Below are 18,382 nucleotides of genomic sequence, written 5' to 3'. Positions count from 1 at the left end.
GTAATATATCTTTTTTTAATGTATTAAACTACAGAATGTAGTGGAACTGGAAAATTTTCTGATTATTAATAATTGTAACACCTCTGTAAAATACAAATAGACCTCCTGACTTCATCTTGTCGGAAGGTCTATTTGGGTTGCTCAATCGATTCGATAGGACGCAAACGGCTCGCGGCGACGGAAAGAGTCACTAATCTGGTCCAGATCGTCCAACAGCTCATCGGGCAGTGACATGTCCAGACTAGCCAGATTATGTTCCAGCTGTTCGGTGCGTGTAGCCCCGACAATCACTGTGGATACAGCTGGACGTGTCAGTAGCCATGCAAGCGACAGCACACTCGGGGAGCATCCATATGAGGCAGCTTTAGCACTCACTTGTTCACTCAGTTGGATATTATGCTCCAGCAGGAAACGGTTGAAAGACGGATCGGTGTCTGCTCTGGAACCAGAAGGCACACGGGTCTGTCCGTTATATTTACCGGTCAGAATACCACCTGCCAGCGGGAAATACGGGATAATGCCTACACCCTGATCGAGACACATTGGTACCAGTTCCAACTCAGGTGTACGGTCTGCCAGGGAATAGCTGGTTTGGGTGGAGATGTAGCGCACATAACCTTTCTGTTCACTGATGCCCAAAGCTTTCATCAGCTCCCAAGCTGCGTAGTTGGAGGCTCCGATGTAACGGACTTTGCCGGAAGTGACCATATCATCCAATGTGCGCAGTGTCTCATCCAGCGGTGTATGCGGATCAAAAGTGTGGATCTGGTACAGATCGACATAATCCGTTTGCAGACGCCGCAGGCTATGTTCCAGCTCTTGTTGCAGATGGTAGCGGGAGGAACCCCGCCCATGAGGACCATCATGCCGGGGTAATCCGGCTTTGGTAGCAAGCACCGCGTTTTCACGTCGACCTGTGAGAGCCTGTCCAATGATGCGTTCCGATTCCGTGCCTGCGTAGATATTGGCGGTATCGATAAAGTTGATGCCCTGATCCATCGCTGCATGAATAATGTGGGTAGAAGCTGCTTCATCCGCGCGTTTGCCAAACGCATTGGTGCCAAGCCCCAGTGCCGACACACGCAAACCACTATTGCCCAAACGTCGATATTCCATCATTCATCGCTCCTTCTCTATTCATTTATGTATAGCAGATTATAACGTAATCTATTGAAAACGTGTTATTAATATAGTTAAATGATTCTAAGAACCCGTTATTAAAGGAGATATGATGGAAAACAGTGCCGCACATTTAACAAGACGGAAGCCGAAGAAACCGAAGAAGAAATGGAAGAAGCCATTAATCATCACCCTAAGTGTGCTGCTTGTGTTGGGAGGACTCGGATTTATTTATCAAAAGCAACTCGTCGTGTTTGCCTTTAATTTGTTTGCTTCAGCTACAGTGAAGGATGCCTTGGATGACTCCTTTGTACCAACTGGCGATAAGGATGCCCCTGTTGTGGAACATACCGACCCGTTCTCGCTCTTGCTGCTGGGTATTGACCAACGAGATAACGAACCAAGCCGTTCGGATACCATCATCTATTCCGTCGTGCGTCCAGAAGACAATAAAGTGCTGCTGCTGTCCATTCCACGTGATTCCTATACCGAGATTGTCGGCCGGGATGTGAAGTCGAAGATTAACTCGGCGTATGCCCACGGTGAAGCCAGGATGGCGATGGATACGGTTGAGAATTTGCTGGGAAACAAAGTGGATTTCTATGCCGCGATTAATTTTAACGGGCTCAAGGATATTGTTGATGCGGTGGGTGGTGTTGAACTGCCAATCAAGAAAAATATTGAGAACAAGCTCAAAATTCATGAGAAGCTGTTTGTTGAAGCGAATAAACCGATCTATAGCGGTGAAGAAGCGCTTGGTTATGTGCGTTACCGGGAAGATTCCGATTTCAATCGGACGATGCGTCACCGGATTTTCTTAAGTGCCTTCATGAATCGTGCGCTGGAGGTCAAAAATCTGACCAAGATCCCGGACGTAATCCAGATTGCCGGATCGAATTTTACAACCAACATGACCTCGGACTTTATCGTGAAATTTGCCGAGTCCTTATATATGAAAGATAGCATACCAACGATCAGCAATTACATGCTGAAGGGTGAGGGTGCAACGCGCAGTGGCACATGGTACTACGATCTGTCGGAGGACGATCTGCAATATGTGCGTGGCATGATCGCCAGTTGGCTGGACCCGGATGCGACCGAGATTATTGAACCGGAGTCAACCGAACAATCGGAGACGAGTGATGCGGCATAAGCATCCATTCTTGTGCAAATGCTCATATGAATATAAGTCCGGCGAAGCAGTTGCTTCCCGGCTTTTTTGCGTTTGAGATCCTACGGATGAAATATTGCACAGATATATCTAATGTTTAAACCTCTTTTTATGGCATACATATAGTAAAATATAGGGAAAAGATTAAACATCAACCAACGGAGGAAGCTCATGAAGGAGTTTAAGGATCGGCTTGGGCAGGTTCAGGAGCAGCAAAAGCAACTGGCGAAGGAGTATCACGCCCTGCTCCAGGAGTACCAGTCCGATGACCTGATCGTTCAGAATGAACAGTTACAGGAACAGTATGAAGCCCACAAGCTCAAGCTGCAACAGCTTGTACTTCGCTCGCGCAAGATGGAAGAAGAGAATGCACGTCTTCGTATGGCGTTATCTGAACAGATGCTGGATGAGAAGCTGAATCTGATCCGGGTATCCCGGGAGAAGATGGAGACCTATTTTCAAGGGAAAACAGCAGTACATAATGATCGAATTGCATTCCATGAGCATCGAACCAAATCCAATCTAAACGCGCTGTACAACCAGGCAGCACAGGAGTTGCAAGAGGACTCCCACGAGGTGAATGAGAGGATTGCTTACCTTGCGGCAGAGGTGAATGAGCGCATTGAATCGCACAGACGAGCTGTACGGGATAGAGAAGAGGCTCTGCGTGGGCACATGGAACGTGGATATGAGCATATGGCGGAGGAAGGGTTGAGCGAAGAGACTATTCAACGCCGGATCAAGCAGAATCGCATGGAGATGAAGATTGGACTCAGCTGGATCAACAAGGTAGCCATCCTGCTCCTCATTCTGGGGGTTGGAGCAGCGTTCCAATACTCGTACTCGACCTGGTTCAATGACGAGATGAAGAGTGGAGCCTTTTTCCTGCTCGGTGCACTGATGCTTGCTGGAGGAGAGTGGCTGTTCCGCCGCAAAAGGCAGACGTTTGCGATGGGGCTGCTCGGCGGTGGGATATCCGTGTTGTTCGGCTCCGTCTTCTATAGTTACTTTTTACTGCATATTATCGGGTTATATACGGGACTTGCCCTGTCTGTATTGGTATCGGCAATCTCCGTATTGTTGTCCTTGAGATACCAGTCGAAGACCATCTGTTCACTAGGTTTGGTAGGCGGATATCTTCCGTTATTCTCCTACATGTTCTCGTTCGGGCTTGAGGGCCCTGCTGTCTATGTAGCCATGATCTATCTGCTGCTCTTAAACGGCATTATTGTGTTCATTTCGTTTGGCAAACGGTGGCCGGTGGTGCACTATATCAGTTTCCTGTTCAACACACCATCCATGCTCATCCTCTTATGGCTGTCGCCAAGTGAGAAAATTGGCATGTTGTATTCCATTGTGACGTTTGCATTATATCTGGGCATTACGCTGGCATATCCATTCAAACACCGAATGAAGTTAACCTGGTGGGATTTCGCTCTACTCGCCATGAATACGAGCATCAGCTGTCTGATGTTATACGTATTATTTGATGTTGCGAATTGGAATGATGCTCAGGGTTTGCTGGCGTTAATCTTCTGCTTGGTGTATCTGGGCCTCGCACGATTCGTTCAGCGCCATATGGCTCAGGAGAAACAGACGATTCTGCTCTTTTATGTCACATCCCTGACGTTCGCCATTCTGATTATTCCGTTCCAGTTCGGGGCCAAGTGGTTATCGATGGGCTGGTTGATCGAAGGAGTTTTGTTGGTTACGCTTGGACATCTGAAACGGCTCAAGTCGGTGGAACGTGCCGGATGGGGCATTGTTCTTCTATGTCTAATCACTTTTGTGTACTATGATCTGCTGGCGCTATTCTTCATCGGGGAACGTTCTTACTTCATGTTAAAATACTCCAGTATCACGCTGGGAACCTTGCTTATTACACTGTATTATGCCTGGGCTGTTCACAGCAACTCATCTTCCAGAGAGAGATTCAATTACAGCCCGCTGGAGCTGGGTTTTCTGAACGGATTCAAGTATGTGACACTTGCGAATCTGTGGTTATATGTGCTGTATGAGTCGAATGAATTGTATACCAGAGCTGTCGATGGGACGTTCCTGTTATACATGTTCTACAAGTTGCTCATGTTCGCAGCGCTCACCATTGCATTGGCCTATGGACTGAACAAGGTGAAGCTGCTGCGTGATCGATACGTGCAGGTGTATACCACTTTCTTGCATGCTATTGGCTGCTGTATTGCACTGGCCGTAACCTTAACCATGCCAGCGCTTCAGCCGGAAGTTCAACAGCATACAGCGGCAGAGATTGTTGGTTTGCTGGTGTTAATTATCTTTAACGTAGGGGTATTCTTTGCAGGAAGGGATCTGCTGATTGCAGGCATCCGCGGGCAGTTCAAGAGCATTGAATGGTACCCGGTTATCGCAGGGGTGTATCTGCTCGGTGTCATCACCGTATTCCTGACGATTCAGTTCCAGTGGGGTGATGTGGGGCTGATGTTCAGCCTGATCTATCTGCTGCTCGCGATTCTCTATATTGCCTATGGATTCCGTAGAAAATATGTCATGATTCGGCGTCTCGGCCTTGGCCTAACGTTGTTCGCTACGGGGAAGATGGTGTTCTATGATGTGGGGATGCTTACCTCAGGCAGCAAAATCTTTGCCTATTTCAGCTTCGGCGTACTATTGCTGGGGATCTCTTACCTATATCAGAAGGTGTCCAGCCGGATGGAGGAAGTACAGTCCAGAGAGACAGTGAAGCCTGACGACGAGCCGACTGTGCCGGAGGAAGACCAAGATTGATTTGGGTTTTGAACGACTGTAGTGACCTTTGGGATCATATGGGGAGGGATTCTTAAGATGGGATTCGACCTGAAAGTTATGCTTTGGCAACTGTTATGGCTTGCTGGCCCTGTAGCTCTTGTCGTGCATGGCTGGAGGAAATTCGGCGCGAGAAAGAAGCGGCAATGACGTGAGTGTGGGTGAGATGGCGGGAATGTCCGCTGTCCACTTCACTTCGCTTTGGGAAATAAGTCGTGTAATATAGATTTTTTCAATCCAAAATGAGGCTCCGGGCTGCTGTTACCAGCAATCTGGGGCCTTATTGATGTGAGTCTATGGCTTAGCCTAATATGACATTCGTGAAACGTTTTGCGCAGAGATCACGTTATAATAGAGTAGACTCAGGGCTGGATCTTCATTTGTAACCATGAGGTTTCGGCAGCCGAGGTGCCTTTCAGTGATTCTCCGCCATCATCATTCATACGGGAGAGCACGGTTAATGTCATGGACAGGGCAAAGGCGAGTAGCACGTATATGAAAATGTTTTTTTTGTTCATTAGAAGGTACCTCTCTTGTTGAATGAGCTAAAGTAGACATCCGGCCGTCATGAGAAAAAAAGCACAACGTCTGGTATAGTAGAGTGAGTAGAACCGAACATAAATCGTTCCTGTGTACCACTATATTGAACTATAGCGGTGCAAACAATGGAACAAATCTGATGATCTTATCATTATTGTTGAAGATATGTTTATAGAGATCGAGTGAGTGATCATTGAAGGTGGGAGAATAACATGCGGGAGACGGCAAAAATCGTCATTCGTACGCCAGGACAGGAAAGTGACGGCTCATTTGCTTATGTAAGCCAGGGTCGCTCCATTACGGTGGGACGTTACACAGGTGGCAGTGAATTGGACTTGTCTGTCTATAATCAGATGATATCGAAGCGGCATTGCCGCATTCATTATGATGTACAGCAACAGTTATGGATCGAGGATCTGGATAGCAAAAATGGAACGGAACTGAACGGGCAGCGCCTCATTCCCTATGAGAAATATCCGTTTGGCGAGGGAGACAGCCTGACGTTGGTCAACGGCCTGATCCAGCTTCGCGCTGAAGGGGATCTTGGAGAGACAAGGGAATATCGGGTGTCGGACTTGCTGGGTGAGGGCGTACGTTTACTGGATCACCTGCAAACCGTACAGATCGGCGAAGTGGAGATTCCGCTGTCCAAGAAGGAGTATCAGCTGTTCAAGCTGCTGTATAGTCAACTGGACCACTTTGTGACAAGGGAACAAATTGTGGCTCAGGTGTGGCCGGAGCGTAGTATGCTGGAGAGTGAAGCGGTAGGGATCGACGAGATTAACTCGCTAATCTATCGGACGAATCGCAAGCTGGGTGTACACTTTACCATCAAGTCCGTTTACAAAAAGGGTGTATATATGAAGTCTCATGTGCCGGAATAATGAGTCATAACAAAGGGATGAGTTCATGTTCATCATTTACCTGATTCCATGGCTGATTGCCGTGGTGACATTGATAGGTGTCATATCCATCGTACTTGTCAGTTGGAAAAACGGTATTTCCCCGATGCCCACATCCAGTCGTGTCAGACAGGTGGTCATTCAGGAAGTGAACCGTATTCCAGGGTACGGGGATGTGCTCGAAGCGGGCTCTGGATGGGGCACACTGGGGCTGGATGTTGTAAGGCATTGTCCTGGTAAAAGGCTAACGGGTATTGAGAATTCTATCATACCCTTATGGTCTTCCCGAATAATTGCCTATCTCAGTGTTCGCTTACGTGGAGCCAAGGGAAACAAACACTCTCTCAAGGGCAGGCTGCGCTTCATGCGCGGGGATATCTACACCAGTTCCTATGAACATGCGGATTGTGTGATCTGTTATCTATTCCCGGGAGCCATGACTAAGCTTTTGGACAAGTTCAGTCGAGAGCTTCCGCCGGGTGCCAAGGTGATTAGCGTCTGTTTTGCCCTGCCAGGAAAAGAACCGCTACGCACCATAACATGCCGGGATGCCCTGCGTACCAAGGTGTATGTGTATTCCTTTTAAAGAAAAGAACAGGAAAGTGATCACCAGGTTTGCTCGGCTGGAGTGCTGCAAACCTTCTGCCATAACGTGAATGGATGAAAGAGTGTGCTCCATATCATAGTAATGCAGATACCACGTAAGAACGAGGATGCGAAAAAGGCCCCGAACTCACTATGAAGTGATTCGGGGCCTTTTTGTCTCGGCTTTGAGTTAGGGCAAGAGATTGCTTGATTATTACTTACCGCACGTATTATTTTGCAGAATCGGTAGTGTCTGTGCTGTCGGATGTTGTACCGGATTGCGATCTGTTTCTGCCGCCTCCGAATCCGCCTTGTCCACCGCCGCCACCAGGACCGCCCATACCTGTATTGGCAGTGGTTACACCAGATTCATTCACCCAAGTTACATTACTGGTCGATTGGAATGCAACCACTTGAGTTCCGCCACTATAGGTACCACCTGTGTAGAGTCCATCCACGGCTTTACCTGTAGACGTACCACCAGAGTAGATTACATAGGAGCCATCTTTCGCAAGATCTGGTGAGCTGACAACCACGGTTTGATAATCTTTTGCTGGTGCAAACGTCAGAATGTTGTTGCCTTCGCTATCTTGTACATGTACAAGTGTTCCAGCTTTTTGCGTTGCAGGGAATGTCATCACAATGGTATTTTGCGTAGACGCATCGGATGTTCCTTGTGCCATACCCGAGCTGCCAGCAGCTACCAAGTATCCACCACTGATTTCAAATGTGCCGTCATAATCCAATGCTCCGTTGCCGCTATTTGTCGGTCCGTTCACAATAACCGTTCCGCCAGTCATGTTAATGGAACCATTGGAATCCAGCCCGTCACCACCTGCGTTCACGGTGAGGGAACCGCCGTTAATGTGGAACTCGTTATTGCTTGCTGCTGCACCACCCATACCGCCCGGTCCACGTCCTTGCTGATTAGCAGCTGTACCTTCGGATGTCTGATCGGTAGTTGATGTTGTGCCTGTCGTTTCGGTTACAGAGATGTTGGATGTCGTTGTTGCATCGGTTGCTGTAGTCACGCTATCTGTACTTGCCGCTGGATTCGTAGCTGTTTCCGTCTCGCCACCTGCAGCATTGACGCCATCATCGGATGCCGTTACATCTACCTCCCCATCGTTCAGGGTGATCATTGCACCTTCAAGTCCTTCATAGCTCTTCGCAATCGTGATGGTTCCGCCGTTAATCGTAAGGGCCTGATCGGCATGAATGCCGTCATCACCAGATTCAATGTTGAATGTTCCGTCGTTAACTGTCACGTTATTGTTGCTGTGCAGGGAATCATCCATGGAATCAATGGTATACGAACCTCCATTAACCGTAAGATCTGTACCTGCTTTGAGTGCTTTGGCACTTGTGGACTCCGTTGCTGTTGTTGCAGTGTCCGCATCAGCATTGTTATCCGTTGTTGTTGTTGTTGTGTTGGCAGAGTTGGATGCTGCTGCGCCGTTTGTATTAGCACCTGCATTCGTACCGCTGTTATTAGGCATCTCCGGCATATCTGCAGGAGGTTCGCCATCCGTTGGTGTGCCCATATCCGTTGGACGTGTGCCGCCACCCCATCCACCGCCACCGCCGCCGCCAAATGGACCTTCTTCTACTTTGGCTGGTGCATTGGCGCTACCGCCGCCCGTTACAATGTTGTATGTGCCGCCATCCGCCACGAGTGCGGTTTCGGCCTGAATGCCATCATTGCCACTTTGGATATCAAAGGAACCTCCTGCAATAGCAACATAGCCTTTAGTGGTATCTGTGTCATTGGTTGATTTAATACCGTCGCCTTCGGCTTCAATGGTAATCGTACCCGCTTGGATAGCGACCATATCTTTACCTTTGATGCCGTCATCGGCTGCTTTGACACCGATGTTACCACTAATGATTTTCAGATCATCCTTGCTCGTAATACCTTCATTATAGTTACCTGTGACGGTCAATTGACCTGCACCATTGAATGTAAGATCTGCTTTGCTGAAGATTGCAGCATCAGGCTCATCTGTCGTAGCGTCGGCGTACACATACGTTTTACCATCGGAAACGGTATTTTTGGTTCCTTTTTCGAGTGTAATCACCGCTTTACTAGCCTTCTGAATGTAGATTGCGGCGCTGTCGTTATCATGAATTGTTGCTCCGTTTAATACGAGATGTACGGTACCCTTATCGGCAACGTTAACCACGATCTGTCCATCCGTTAGCTCACCGCTAAGTACATAAGTACCTGCTTCAGAGATGGTTACCGAACCATTCGCTGCTTTAGCGCCTGAACCGGTCACCGTTGCAGTTGTTCCGTTCAACTTAATCGCTGTGGAATCCGCCTCACTCCAAATAATGTTGGTATCGTCAGCATCCAGAGAGACCAGGTCTGCATATTTTACTGAAGTTCGCTCGCTGACAGATACCGTTTTGGTTGTTCCTGTCGTTGACGTTGCTGCATTGGCCGTTGTGCTTGTGGTTGCTGGTGAACTGCATGCTGCGAGCAGGCTGGTAATCATGGCGATGGACCAAAGTTTGCTACCTGTTATTATGTTTTTCTTCATATTAGATCGTTCCCTTCGAATTATAAATTAATATTCCGTTGTTGGACTCATGGTTAACGAGATATCCAGGTTGCCGTTCCGTGTGCGGATCGCATCAAGGAATTCCTTTTGGCTAACACTTTCATGAATGGTTACACTGTAGACCAGCTCATACAGACTGCCGAGTTCAGTGGTTCTGATTTTTTTGAGATCAAAAGGTACGTTGAATGTATGGAACACTTCATTAAGAGCTTCTTCATAACTCAAGTTCTCGGGAATGGTGACTTTCAGCGTTTTCAGCTGACTCTTCTTGCCGCCAAAGTTGAAGCGACTCAGAACAAACATCAGTACACACAGGATAATGGTGAACAATACCGCGTATCCAAAAGCGCCTACACCGCAGGCAAGACCGGAAGCCATCGTGAACAATACGTAAGCAATGTCTTTTGGATCACCAGGGGCACTTCGGAATCGGATGATCGAGAAGGCACCTGCCAAGCTGAAAGCTCGTGCGATGTTGCTGCCGATGAGCAGGATGATGATGGCGACAATGACGGGCAGGACAACCATCGTTAAGGTGAAGCTCTGGGAGTATGTGCTTTGGTTAGTCTTCATGTAGGTAAGGCTGATGACCAATCCCAGAATGATGGCAAGACCAATGGTAATGACTGCGTTGTTAAACGTTAGGTTGGTATCGGTTAGGGCTGAACTGAATAGTGAATCAAGCATATAGGACACGCTCTCTTTCTATAATCGTTTTATCTTGTTCTATGGATGGGTTGAAATCGGTACCTGGTACAAGAATGCGCTCGGTCTGGTAATTCAGGTTGGTTGTTCTCGCGAGATGTCTGAACTCGTTGCCGTATTTAGAGAATCCGGTACGGTACAGTCCATGTTCGGACAGCAGTTGTGACAGCCACATCGGAACGGTTTTCTCGGCTTTCACTTCCATCAGCCATCGACCGTCCTTCACCAGCGGCTCACCGTAATCTCCCTGTTCCAGCTTCAGATCGTATCTGCGGCTGCGGATGTTGGTGTCAAAGGTAATGCGGAGATCGCGGCTGTTCTTGTCGAAGAGTGCTTTGCGTTCATACGCCAGATACACTTTTGGTTCCAGATCGTATACCCGAAGGAAATATTTGATCTCTTCAACAACTTGTTTGTTCATGTAATCCGCCAGCTCCGGCGCCTGTCCCGAACGGACGAATTCGTAAGCTTCATCCAGCTTCAAGGCTGTTCTGCGTTTGTTCACCAGGCCAAATACTTTCTTTTTGATCTCCAGATACACTTTGGCGTTCTCTTCAGGGATTCCATAAGCTCGCAGTCTCAGCTTCTCCTTGTATTTTGGTTTGGAGAGACTGGCGCGGATCAGCGAATCCTGCGGAGTGTCGAAGTACAGGTTACTGATGGAGTAATACTCATGTTTCTTGTTGTAGGCATCCAGCTCCATGTATTTCAGCAGGTCATTGTAGAAATGTGCGTACTGTTCATCCGTCAGAAGATACTTGCTCTCATATCGGTTGAATACTTCAATAGCCATGTGGGACTCAGTCCTTTCGTTGGTGGGTTGTATGTTTTGTTGCATCGTGTATTGCTTCCATGTCTGTATCTTAGAGCCCCAACCTTGAATGAATCTTAAATGGTTTTACATTGCGTTAACATTTTTTTACCTTCCTATAATAGTGCGCATACACAAAATGAATTAAGATTGATTCAAGGTTTGATTGATAGAATAAGAACATATAAAACAAGATCATTGAGAGAAATAATTCAAGCAGAGGAATGAATAGATGATGAGAATATTAATTGCGGAAGATGAGGTTCATTTGGCAGAGGCTGTATCGCAGATTTTGAAAAAGAACAACTACTCCGTGGACATGGTCCACGACGGCAGGTCAGGACTCGATTATGCGCAGAGCGGTATCTACGACCTGTTACTACTCGACATCATGATGCCGGAGATGGACGGGATCACCGTCCTGAAGAAACTCCGCAGTGAAGGCAATCATACGCCTGTCATTCTGCTTACGGCGAAAGGTGAACTATCGGACAAAGTCACAGGCCTCGATTATGGTGCCGATGATTATATCGCCAAGCCGTTTGCCACAGAGGAATTGCTGGCCCGGATTCGAGCAGCTTTACGGCGGAAGGGTGAAGTGGTTCCCGAGGATGGGCTGAAGTTTGGCGACATTGAGCTGAATACAACTCAACTGAAGCTGAGCGTACAGGGTAAGGAGATTAAGCTGAATCTGAAGGAGAATGAACTGCTGGAGCTGTTGATTGCCCGCAAACAGGCGATTACCTCCAAAGAGCAGATTATTGAGAAGTTATGGGGATTTGATTCGGAAGTGGAGTATAACAATGTGGAAGTATATATCTCTTTTTTACGCAAAAAATTAACCTTCCTGAACTCTGCCGTCCGCATTAACACGATTCGGGGTGTGGGGTATGTACTTGAGGTGACGTCCTGATGTTCAAGAAACTTCGAAATCGATTCTTGATCGTGAATCTGGTGTCCATCTCCATTATGATGCTGGTGGCATTTGCGACGATCTATACGATTACTTATCAGAATGTGCAACGTGAGACCAATATGGAGTTGTACAAGGTGTCTGATTTCTATCACAGTCCTTATAATTCATCCAAGATGCCGCGCGGGGAAGGGCAGGGTTCCGGTACAGGGGGTAGTACAGGCTCTGGTTCAAGTTCTGGTTCAGATTCGTTTCCTTCCGATACCATGGGTGGTGATAATGGAGGACCGGGAGGGGATCCCAACTCACCTCCGGCACGTTCCGTTTCGTTCATGATTAAGACGGATGAACAGTGGAAGATTACGGATACACATTCCCGATTTGATATGGAAGATACGTTCTACACCGAGGCGTTACAAAAGGTTGACCAGAATAAAGTGGGTGATTCCGAACGGCAGACGGGACAATTTACGCTGCATGGAACGGACTGGGCCTATGTGGTTGATCCGAGCGGTGACGGGCATATGATCGTATTTATTGATGTGACGGCACAACAAGGCATTCTGACGAATCTGATCTATACATTTGCTATTGTTGGACTGGTCATGTTGATTGTGATCTACTTCCTGAGCCGTTATTTTGCGAATCGCTCTATTGCACCGGTCAGAGAAGCGTTTGAGAAGCAAAAACAATTCATCGGGGATGCTTCACATGAGCTGAAGACACCTCTGGCGATCATCAATACCAATGCGGACGTACTGCTTGCGAATCAGGAGGATACCATAGCGAACCAGGCGAAGTGGCTTCATTATATCAAGTCGGAAACCGAGCGCATGACCGGACTTACGAATGATCTGCTCTATCTGACACAGATGGATGACTCACGCTCCACGATGATTCATGCGAAGTTTAATATGAGTGATGCGGTGGAGAGTATTATTTTGCCGATGGAGGCCGTTATTTTTGAGAAAAACATTTCCCTCGACTACAACATTGAGCCGAATCTTACGGTTCATGGGAACAGTGAGCAGATCAAACAGGTCATTCTGATCCTGCTCGATAATGCGGTGAAGTATTCCGGTCCAAAAGGCGCCGTAAACGTCACCCTCCAGAAACAGAATAATGATGTCGTGCTGGCCGTATCCAATACAGGTGAAGGCATTGAACCGGAACATCTGGATCGGATCTTTGATCGATTCTATCGTACGGATTCTTCAAGAGCCCGCAAACATGGTGGGCATGGTCTGGGTCTGGCGATTGCTCGTTCCATTGTGGATCAGCACAAAGGAGAGGTGTATGCTCGAAGTGTAGTTGGAGAGGGTGCTACATTTTACGTGCGGTTGTCGTAGGGGCGGAGTGATGGGCGAGCTCCACACTAATCCTTCGCTCCCGCTCTATAATCGTTCTCAGGCATAAGTTCTGCCTGTAATGGGTTAACCTATGCTACAATGGCAACAGTATGTATGAATCAAGGAGATGAACTGAACGTGGCAGAAGCAAACGCAATTAATGAACAAGAAATGATGCAATATATTGCAGATAAAACGAAGGCAAGCCAGGAGAATATCGCCCTTGTGCTGAAGCATGAGCAAGCGTACATCAACAAGGCGCACGAAAATTCCAAAGGCAATGATGTGGACATTGACGGCGATGATCTGGCTGACTACATTCTTAGTCGTAAAGATGTGAAGCTGGATGAGTTGACCGTGGAAAGCATCCTGGATGCGGAGATGGACTACTTGATGGACAAGGGTCACGCGGGATACGTCGATTAAGTTCTGCGTGGATTTGGAGCTTGGACTGTGGCGTGAGGTTTAATGAGATTTGTATCAATGATCGGCGCATGAGGGGCTAGATTATTGGTGTGCGTAGGTTGTTCAGTCCAGCGATTAAGCCTTTCTGTGATCCGGGCAAAATCTAACGAACCTCAGACACGTTATTCTCTGGATTTTAGGACTTTCCCATGCAGTTAAAGCATTTCCGCGGAATTAGCGTGTCTGAGATTCGTTAATTCGGGAAATAAGCGCTTTTAGCTGATATAAGGTGCCCTAGGTTCGTTAGAGTGATCACAAGGTGCAACGAGGCGTTAACTGGCTGTTTCAAAAGTGAAATCTCACAGATGAAGCCTAATGCATGGCAAGTGTTGTACTGTCAAAAAGACCTCAACTCCACAATACTGTGGTGTTGAGGCCTTTTTTAGATTGTAGTGACCAAGCATTCCTTCGGGAACACCTGTCGGTATAACTTTTTTAAGGATGGACTTGAAGTTCTATCGGACCTGACCACTATATCGGATTATTTGTCGAGTCTCGCTATGAGTAAAGTTCGATGAGTGTTGACCTATCGGACAACCTTACCGCATCACTCATCTGTTTGCCCTACAGTCGTCCCTATTGGACATCGCTGTAAGGTGAGATTTTAGGAAATCCCTATCAATCCCACCGTTTATAGCTTCTTATTGACCCACCATACCGCCATCTACGGTGTAAAGGGAAGCTGTTACATAAGATGCTTCTTCGGACAACAGGAAGTTCATCACCGCAGCGACTTCTTCCGGTTCGCCATAACGGCCCATTGGAATGCTGGACACGGTTGCTGATTGATAATCTTCCACGTTACCGGAATTAGCTTCGATCTGACGCATCATGCGTGTATTGATTGTACCTGGCAATACAGCGTTAACCCGGATATTATAAGGTGCCAATTCATTTGCAGCGGTACGCGTGAGACCAACTACGGCATGTTTGGACATAATATATGGAGACACAGCAGGTGCACCCATCAGACCCGCGAGGGAAGAGGTATTAAGAATCGCACCGGATTTTTGTTTTTTCATAACCGGAATGACATTTTGCAGACCCAGGAATACCCCACGAATGTTGACGTTATATACAGTGTCGAGTGCTTCAACACTCAGGTCTTCGATCAGTCCTGTTGGACCTTCAATCCCAGCATTGTTGGCAAAATAATCGATTCGACCAAAAGCATCCAATGCTTTTTGCACATAGTTTTTCACGTCTGCTTCTTGGGATACGTTCGCTTTTACGGCGATGACGTGCTCTTTGTCGAGGTTCAGATCAGTAATTGTCTGTTGGATGGCTTCTTCATTCAGGTCCACCAGCACCAAGTTGATTTTGCGTTCAGCCAGGCGGCGTGCCAATTCTTTACCAATGCCCCCGGCTGCTCCTGTAATTACGGCTGTATGTGTATAAGATGTACTCATGAACTATCCGCTCCTTATTCATTATTGGCAGGTATTTCTCAAAAAAAGTTTCAACCTGTCGTCTATCTTTCCTGTCTCAATGTTAAGATATACATAGCAATGTGACAATAATCATTGACATCGCATATGTCAGCTATCGGACAGAGGTGTAAGCGGTGTTCATTTATATTACAATAATGAACAAAGGAGGCGAAAATGTTGATCATTGAACATCCTCAGGACCGGAGAGCACGAAGAACGCAGGATGCGATCATCGCTGCGGCGGTTTCTTTGATACTAGAGAAGGGAGCGGATGCCCTCACAATCCGGGATATTACGGAACGGGCGGATTACAACCGTGGAACCTTCTATTTACATTTTCCCGGCAAACCGGAGTTGTTGCAGTTCATTCTGGATGATTTCATGCAGGGAGTGGGGCGAGCTTATGCAGAACCATACGCACAGCTCAAAGAAGTGGACATGACTGCATTGCTACCATCCACGATGCCTGTATTCGAATATATTGAAGCCCATCAGGATATCTTTCGTGCGTTAATAACAATGCATTCAGATATGAGCTCCCGGCTGTGCAATATGTTTAGAACGTATCTAACCGAAGATTTTGTATTGGTGACCGAGGATAGTGAATGGACGATTAATTACGACATCATGCTAAGTTATCTGGTATCTGCAACGGTAGGGGTAATCATGCATTGGGCGGAGATTGGATTCAAATATTCTGCGCATTATATGGGAGAGCAGCTTACGGCGCTGATTAACATCAAACCGACCCGTCTGCTGATTGAACCAGGGCAGAAGGGTCGGACTATTCACGAGCGTATGCTGTTGGATTAAAGGTCGAATGAGAGTTTTGTTCTATATCAATCGAACTAAAGAATATTTACACTGCACACTCCGATGACAGAACAACCTTCCGATCGCTGTTATCCCCAGATTTTTTTGATTCCTTTTATAAAGGGTAAATCCGGGGATAAAGGCGAACGCTCCGCTTCTTCAGGTCGTTTCTGTCCTCTCCGTTTTGTGTAAATGTTTAGTTCAATTGATATAGATGAAGAAATCCAATTCGATTATCCGGTCATGGAGGCATTCGCGGCCTGTTGCATCTGAAGCAGCTGTTCGCGGATCAGGACCGACTCTCCGATCATGATTAATGCGGGATTATTCACTTGATGCGACTTGGCGAGGGAATGGAGTTCGGCAAGTGTGCCGGTAATAATCCGTTCCTCCGAGGTGGTTCCCCGTTCGATTAAAGCCGCAGGGGTGTATCCACTTTTGCCATGGTGAAGCAATTCATGTTGAATCTGGGGCAGTTGGCTAATGCCCATGTAGATGACCACTGTATCCACACTATGGGCGAGCAGATCCCAGCGGACCGAAGATACACTTCCATCACTGCCGGTTCCGGTGACACATGCGAAGGATGAAGCAATCCCGCGATGAGTTAACGGAATAAGGGATGAAGCGGATGTACCTACAGCTGAAGTGATGCCAGGAATGATCTCAAATGCAATCCCTGCTTCCGCCAGCACAAGCGCTTCTTCACCACCACGGCCAAAGATGAACGGATCGCCACCCTTGAGTCTTACAACTTGTTTGCCTTCCGCCGCATGTGCAGCAAGCATCCGTCCAATCATCTCCTGACTCATGGAATGAAGGCCTGGAGCCTTGCCGCAGTAGATGCGGAGTGCTCCTTCGCGAGCCTCAGCGAGCAATTGATCATTCACAAGCCGATCATACATAATGACATCTGCGGACTGAATACGTTTCAGGGCTTTTACCGTAATCAGATCCGGATCTCCAGGACCAGCGCCAACAATACTAACCAGGCCCCGACTCATGATCGTGTCCCCAATTTCGGTGCAGCATCAGAACTTGCCAATCCTGAACGACCACCCTGAATGGATGCCAGTTTCGTCGATAGTTTCACCGGATTTCCCCAGTGGTGTGCAGCATATAGACCGAGGCCTGTAAATACAGCTCCACCAATGAGATTGCCCAGCAATACCGGAATCTGATTCCACAGCCACCAGTCAGCCATACTGACCTGTGCACCGAGCATCATGCCTGCCGGGATGACAAACATATTTACCACAGCATGCTCAAATCCCTGAGCGAAAAATATGGTAATGGGCAGCCACATCGCTACGATTTTGCCCAGTGTAGAAGTGGACGTCATTGCCATCACTGCCCCGAGTGTGACCATCCAGTTACATAGAATGGCTTTGATGATGACCAGTACAATGCCAGCCCCGCCCAAGTGCTGATACCCCAATGTTTTGGTTTCACTGTTCTGGATCAGCGTTTGAATTAGAGGGTTGCTCATATCCGTACCCATCTTGGTAATGGTCAGGCCGTATAACAGAGCATAGAATGCACATCCGAGCAGATGTCCTGTGATCACCCAAAAATAATTTCGAAGCATATCCATCCATGTAATTCTACGTTTCAACACTGCGAGTGGAAGCATCGCAAAGTTTCCTGTCACCAATTCGAGACCCAGCAGAATAATGATGACAAATCCTGCCGGGAATATCAGTGCACCTGCCAAACCAACGGAAGTTTGAGATACAGCGGTATATGCCAGTGTGGTTGCAAAGGCAAGGATAGCCCCCGCCAGAAAACCGCGGATCAGCATCTGTACCCGATTCATTCTGGCTTTGCTCTCACCAGCTTCGACCATCGATTGCAGCACTTCTGCAGGTTTAACAAAATCCATAGCGCACGCCTCCTTGATGTCAGGGTATCTCTAGCCTTTAACCCGCAATTGTGATGAAGATTTCTCCGCTGTTGCCGTCTACTTCTGTTTTGTAGGTATTCAAGCAGCCTTCATCCGGCTCGTGTACCTTACCGTTACGCAGATCAATCTTCCAATCATGCAAAGGACAATGAACTGCTGTCCCGCACACCATGCCTTCCGACAGCTTGCCGCCCTTGTGAGGGCAGCGATTCTCGACGGCGTGCAGACTTCCGTCGCTCAGTTTGAAGACTGCAATTTCGGTATCCTGTATCAGGAAGGTCCGTGCTCCCTTTTCATCAATATCTGCAAGGTGTCCAATCCGGAATTTGTTCAT

Annotated in this window: 17 protein-coding genes; 8 read left to right on the top strand and 9 right to left on the bottom strand. The window is 47.5% G+C overall.

Annotated features, from left to right (window positions below; all coding sequences use genetic code 11):
* Positions 1–141: 141 nt before the first annotated feature.
* Positions 142–1,116, bottom strand: coding sequence for an aldo/keto reductase (locus C170_RS17245; protein ID WP_036612194.1), 975 nt, complete (start codon positions 1,114–1,116; stop codon positions 142–144).
* A gap of 112 nt (positions 1,117–1,228) precedes the next feature.
* Here C170_RS17245 and C170_RS17240 point away from each other — a divergent pair, with 112 nt between their 5' ends.
* Both C170_RS17240 and C170_RS17235 read left to right on the top strand, forming a co-directional pair.
* Complete coding sequence (locus tag C170_RS17240) at positions 1,229–2,272, top strand: LCP family protein (RefSeq protein ID WP_327196643.1); 1,044 nt, start codon at positions 1,229–1,231, stop codon at positions 2,270–2,272.
* A 189-nt stretch (positions 2,273–2,461) separates the two neighbouring features.
* Positions 2,462–5,050, top strand: coding sequence for a DUF2339 domain-containing protein (locus tag C170_RS17235; RefSeq protein ID WP_036612187.1), 2,589 nt, complete (start codon positions 2,462–2,464; stop codon positions 5,048–5,050).
* A gap of 380 nt (positions 5,051–5,430) precedes the next feature.
* On the opposite strand, the gene C170_RS30835 is transcribed toward C170_RS17235, so the two are convergent.
* Positions 5,431–5,586 carry a hypothetical protein gene (locus tag C170_RS30835; protein ID WP_017691624.1) on the bottom strand — a complete coding sequence of 52 codons (156 nt, stop codon included), beginning with the start codon at positions 5,584–5,586 and terminating at the stop codon, positions 5,431–5,433.
* A 234-nt stretch (positions 5,587–5,820) separates the two neighbouring features.
* Here C170_RS30835 and C170_RS17230 point away from each other — a divergent pair, with 234 nt between their 5' ends.
* Both C170_RS17230 and C170_RS17225 read left to right on the top strand, forming a co-directional pair.
* A complete protein-coding gene (locus C170_RS17230) occupies positions 5,821–6,492 on the top strand; it encodes an FHA domain-containing protein (RefSeq protein WP_036612185.1) in 672 nt (223 codons plus the stop codon).
* A gap of 25 nt (positions 6,493–6,517) precedes the next feature.
* Positions 6,518–7,096: a class I SAM-dependent methyltransferase gene (locus tag C170_RS17225; RefSeq protein ID WP_036612182.1), complete on the top strand. Its 579-nt coding sequence runs from the start codon at positions 6,518–6,520 to the stop codon at positions 7,094–7,096.
* Between the two features lie 229 nt (positions 7,097–7,325).
* Here C170_RS17225 and C170_RS17220 read toward each other — a convergent pair whose 3' ends face one another.
* From C170_RS17220 to C170_RS17210, 3 genes are read right to left on the bottom strand one after another with little or no spacing between them, the layout of a single operon-like run.
* The gene (locus C170_RS17220; RefSeq protein ID WP_036612179.1) at positions 7,326–9,638 is read right to left on the bottom strand and encodes a carbohydrate-binding domain-containing protein; all 2,313 of its coding nucleotides are present in this window, start codon (positions 9,636–9,638) and stop codon (positions 7,326–7,328) included.
* Positions 9,639–9,665: 27 nt separating this feature from the next.
* A complete protein-coding gene (locus C170_RS17215; protein WP_036612177.1) occupies positions 9,666–10,346 on the bottom strand; it encodes a DUF4956 domain-containing protein in 681 nt (226 codons plus the stop codon).
* Complete coding sequence (locus tag C170_RS17210; RefSeq protein WP_036612173.1) at positions 10,339–11,157, bottom strand: polyphosphate polymerase domain-containing protein; 819 nt, start codon at positions 11,155–11,157, stop codon at positions 10,339–10,341. The genes C170_RS17215 and C170_RS17210 overlap by 8 nt, the downstream gene beginning before the upstream one ends.
* Before the next feature lie 253 nt (positions 11,158–11,410).
* Between C170_RS17210 and C170_RS17205 the strand changes: the two genes are divergently transcribed.
* The 3 genes from C170_RS17205 (at position 11,411) to C170_RS17195 (ending at position 13,863) form a co-directional block, all read left to right on the top strand.
* A complete protein-coding gene (locus C170_RS17205) occupies positions 11,411–12,088 on the top strand; it encodes a response regulator transcription factor (RefSeq protein WP_036612327.1) in 678 nt (225 codons plus the stop codon).
* Positions 12,088–13,437: a sensor histidine kinase gene (locus C170_RS17200; RefSeq protein WP_036612170.1), complete on the top strand. Its 1,350-nt coding sequence runs from the start codon at positions 12,088–12,090 to the stop codon at positions 13,435–13,437. The genes C170_RS17205 and C170_RS17200 overlap by 1 nt, the downstream gene beginning before the upstream one ends.
* A 138-nt stretch (positions 13,438–13,575) precedes the next feature.
* On the top strand, positions 13,576–13,863 hold the full coding sequence (locus tag C170_RS17195) for a hypothetical protein (protein WP_390925617.1): 288 nt from the start codon (positions 13,576–13,578) through the stop codon (positions 13,861–13,863).
* A 680-nt stretch (positions 13,864–14,543) separates the two neighbouring features.
* On the opposite strand, the gene C170_RS17190 is transcribed toward C170_RS17195, so the two are convergent.
* Positions 14,544–15,311: an SDR family NAD(P)-dependent oxidoreductase gene (locus C170_RS17190; protein WP_036612166.1), complete on the bottom strand. Its 768-nt coding sequence runs from the start codon at positions 15,309–15,311 to the stop codon at positions 14,544–14,546.
* A gap of 195 nt (positions 15,312–15,506) precedes the next feature.
* Here C170_RS17190 and C170_RS17185 point away from each other — a divergent pair, with 195 nt between their 5' ends.
* A complete protein-coding gene (locus tag C170_RS17185) occupies positions 15,507–16,145 on the top strand; it encodes a TetR/AcrR family transcriptional regulator (RefSeq protein WP_036612163.1) in 639 nt (212 codons plus the stop codon).
* A 233-nt stretch (positions 16,146–16,378) separates the two neighbouring features.
* Here C170_RS17185 and cobA read toward each other — a convergent pair whose 3' ends face one another.
* Genes cobA through nirD form a run of 3 tightly spaced genes read right to left on the bottom strand, consistent with a single transcriptional unit; the run spans position 16,379 to position 18,382 of the window.
* Positions 16,379–17,149, bottom strand: a complete 771-nt coding sequence (gene cobA, locus C170_RS17180; protein WP_036612160.1) for a uroporphyrinogen-III C-methyltransferase — start codon at positions 17,147–17,149, stop codon at positions 16,379–16,381.
* Positions 17,146–18,027 (bottom strand): formate/nitrite transporter family protein, encoded by an 882-nt coding sequence (locus C170_RS17175; protein ID WP_036612157.1) that lies wholly within the window; start codon positions 18,025–18,027, stop codon positions 17,146–17,148. Before C170_RS17175 ends, cobA begins: the two co-directional genes overlap by 4 nt.
* Before the next feature lie 37 nt (positions 18,028–18,064).
* A complete protein-coding gene (gene nirD / locus C170_RS17170; RefSeq protein ID WP_036612155.1) occupies positions 18,065–18,382 on the bottom strand; it encodes a nitrite reductase small subunit NirD in 318 nt (105 codons plus the stop codon).

The sequence above is a fragment of the Paenibacillus sp. FSL H7-689 genome, assembly GCF_000517905.1.
Taxonomy (GTDB): Bacteria; Bacillota; Bacilli; order Paenibacillales; family Paenibacillaceae; genus Paenibacillus; species Paenibacillus amylolyticus.
Note: the sequence above shows the minus strand (reverse complement) of the source record. Positions and strands in the feature narration are given on the sequence as shown.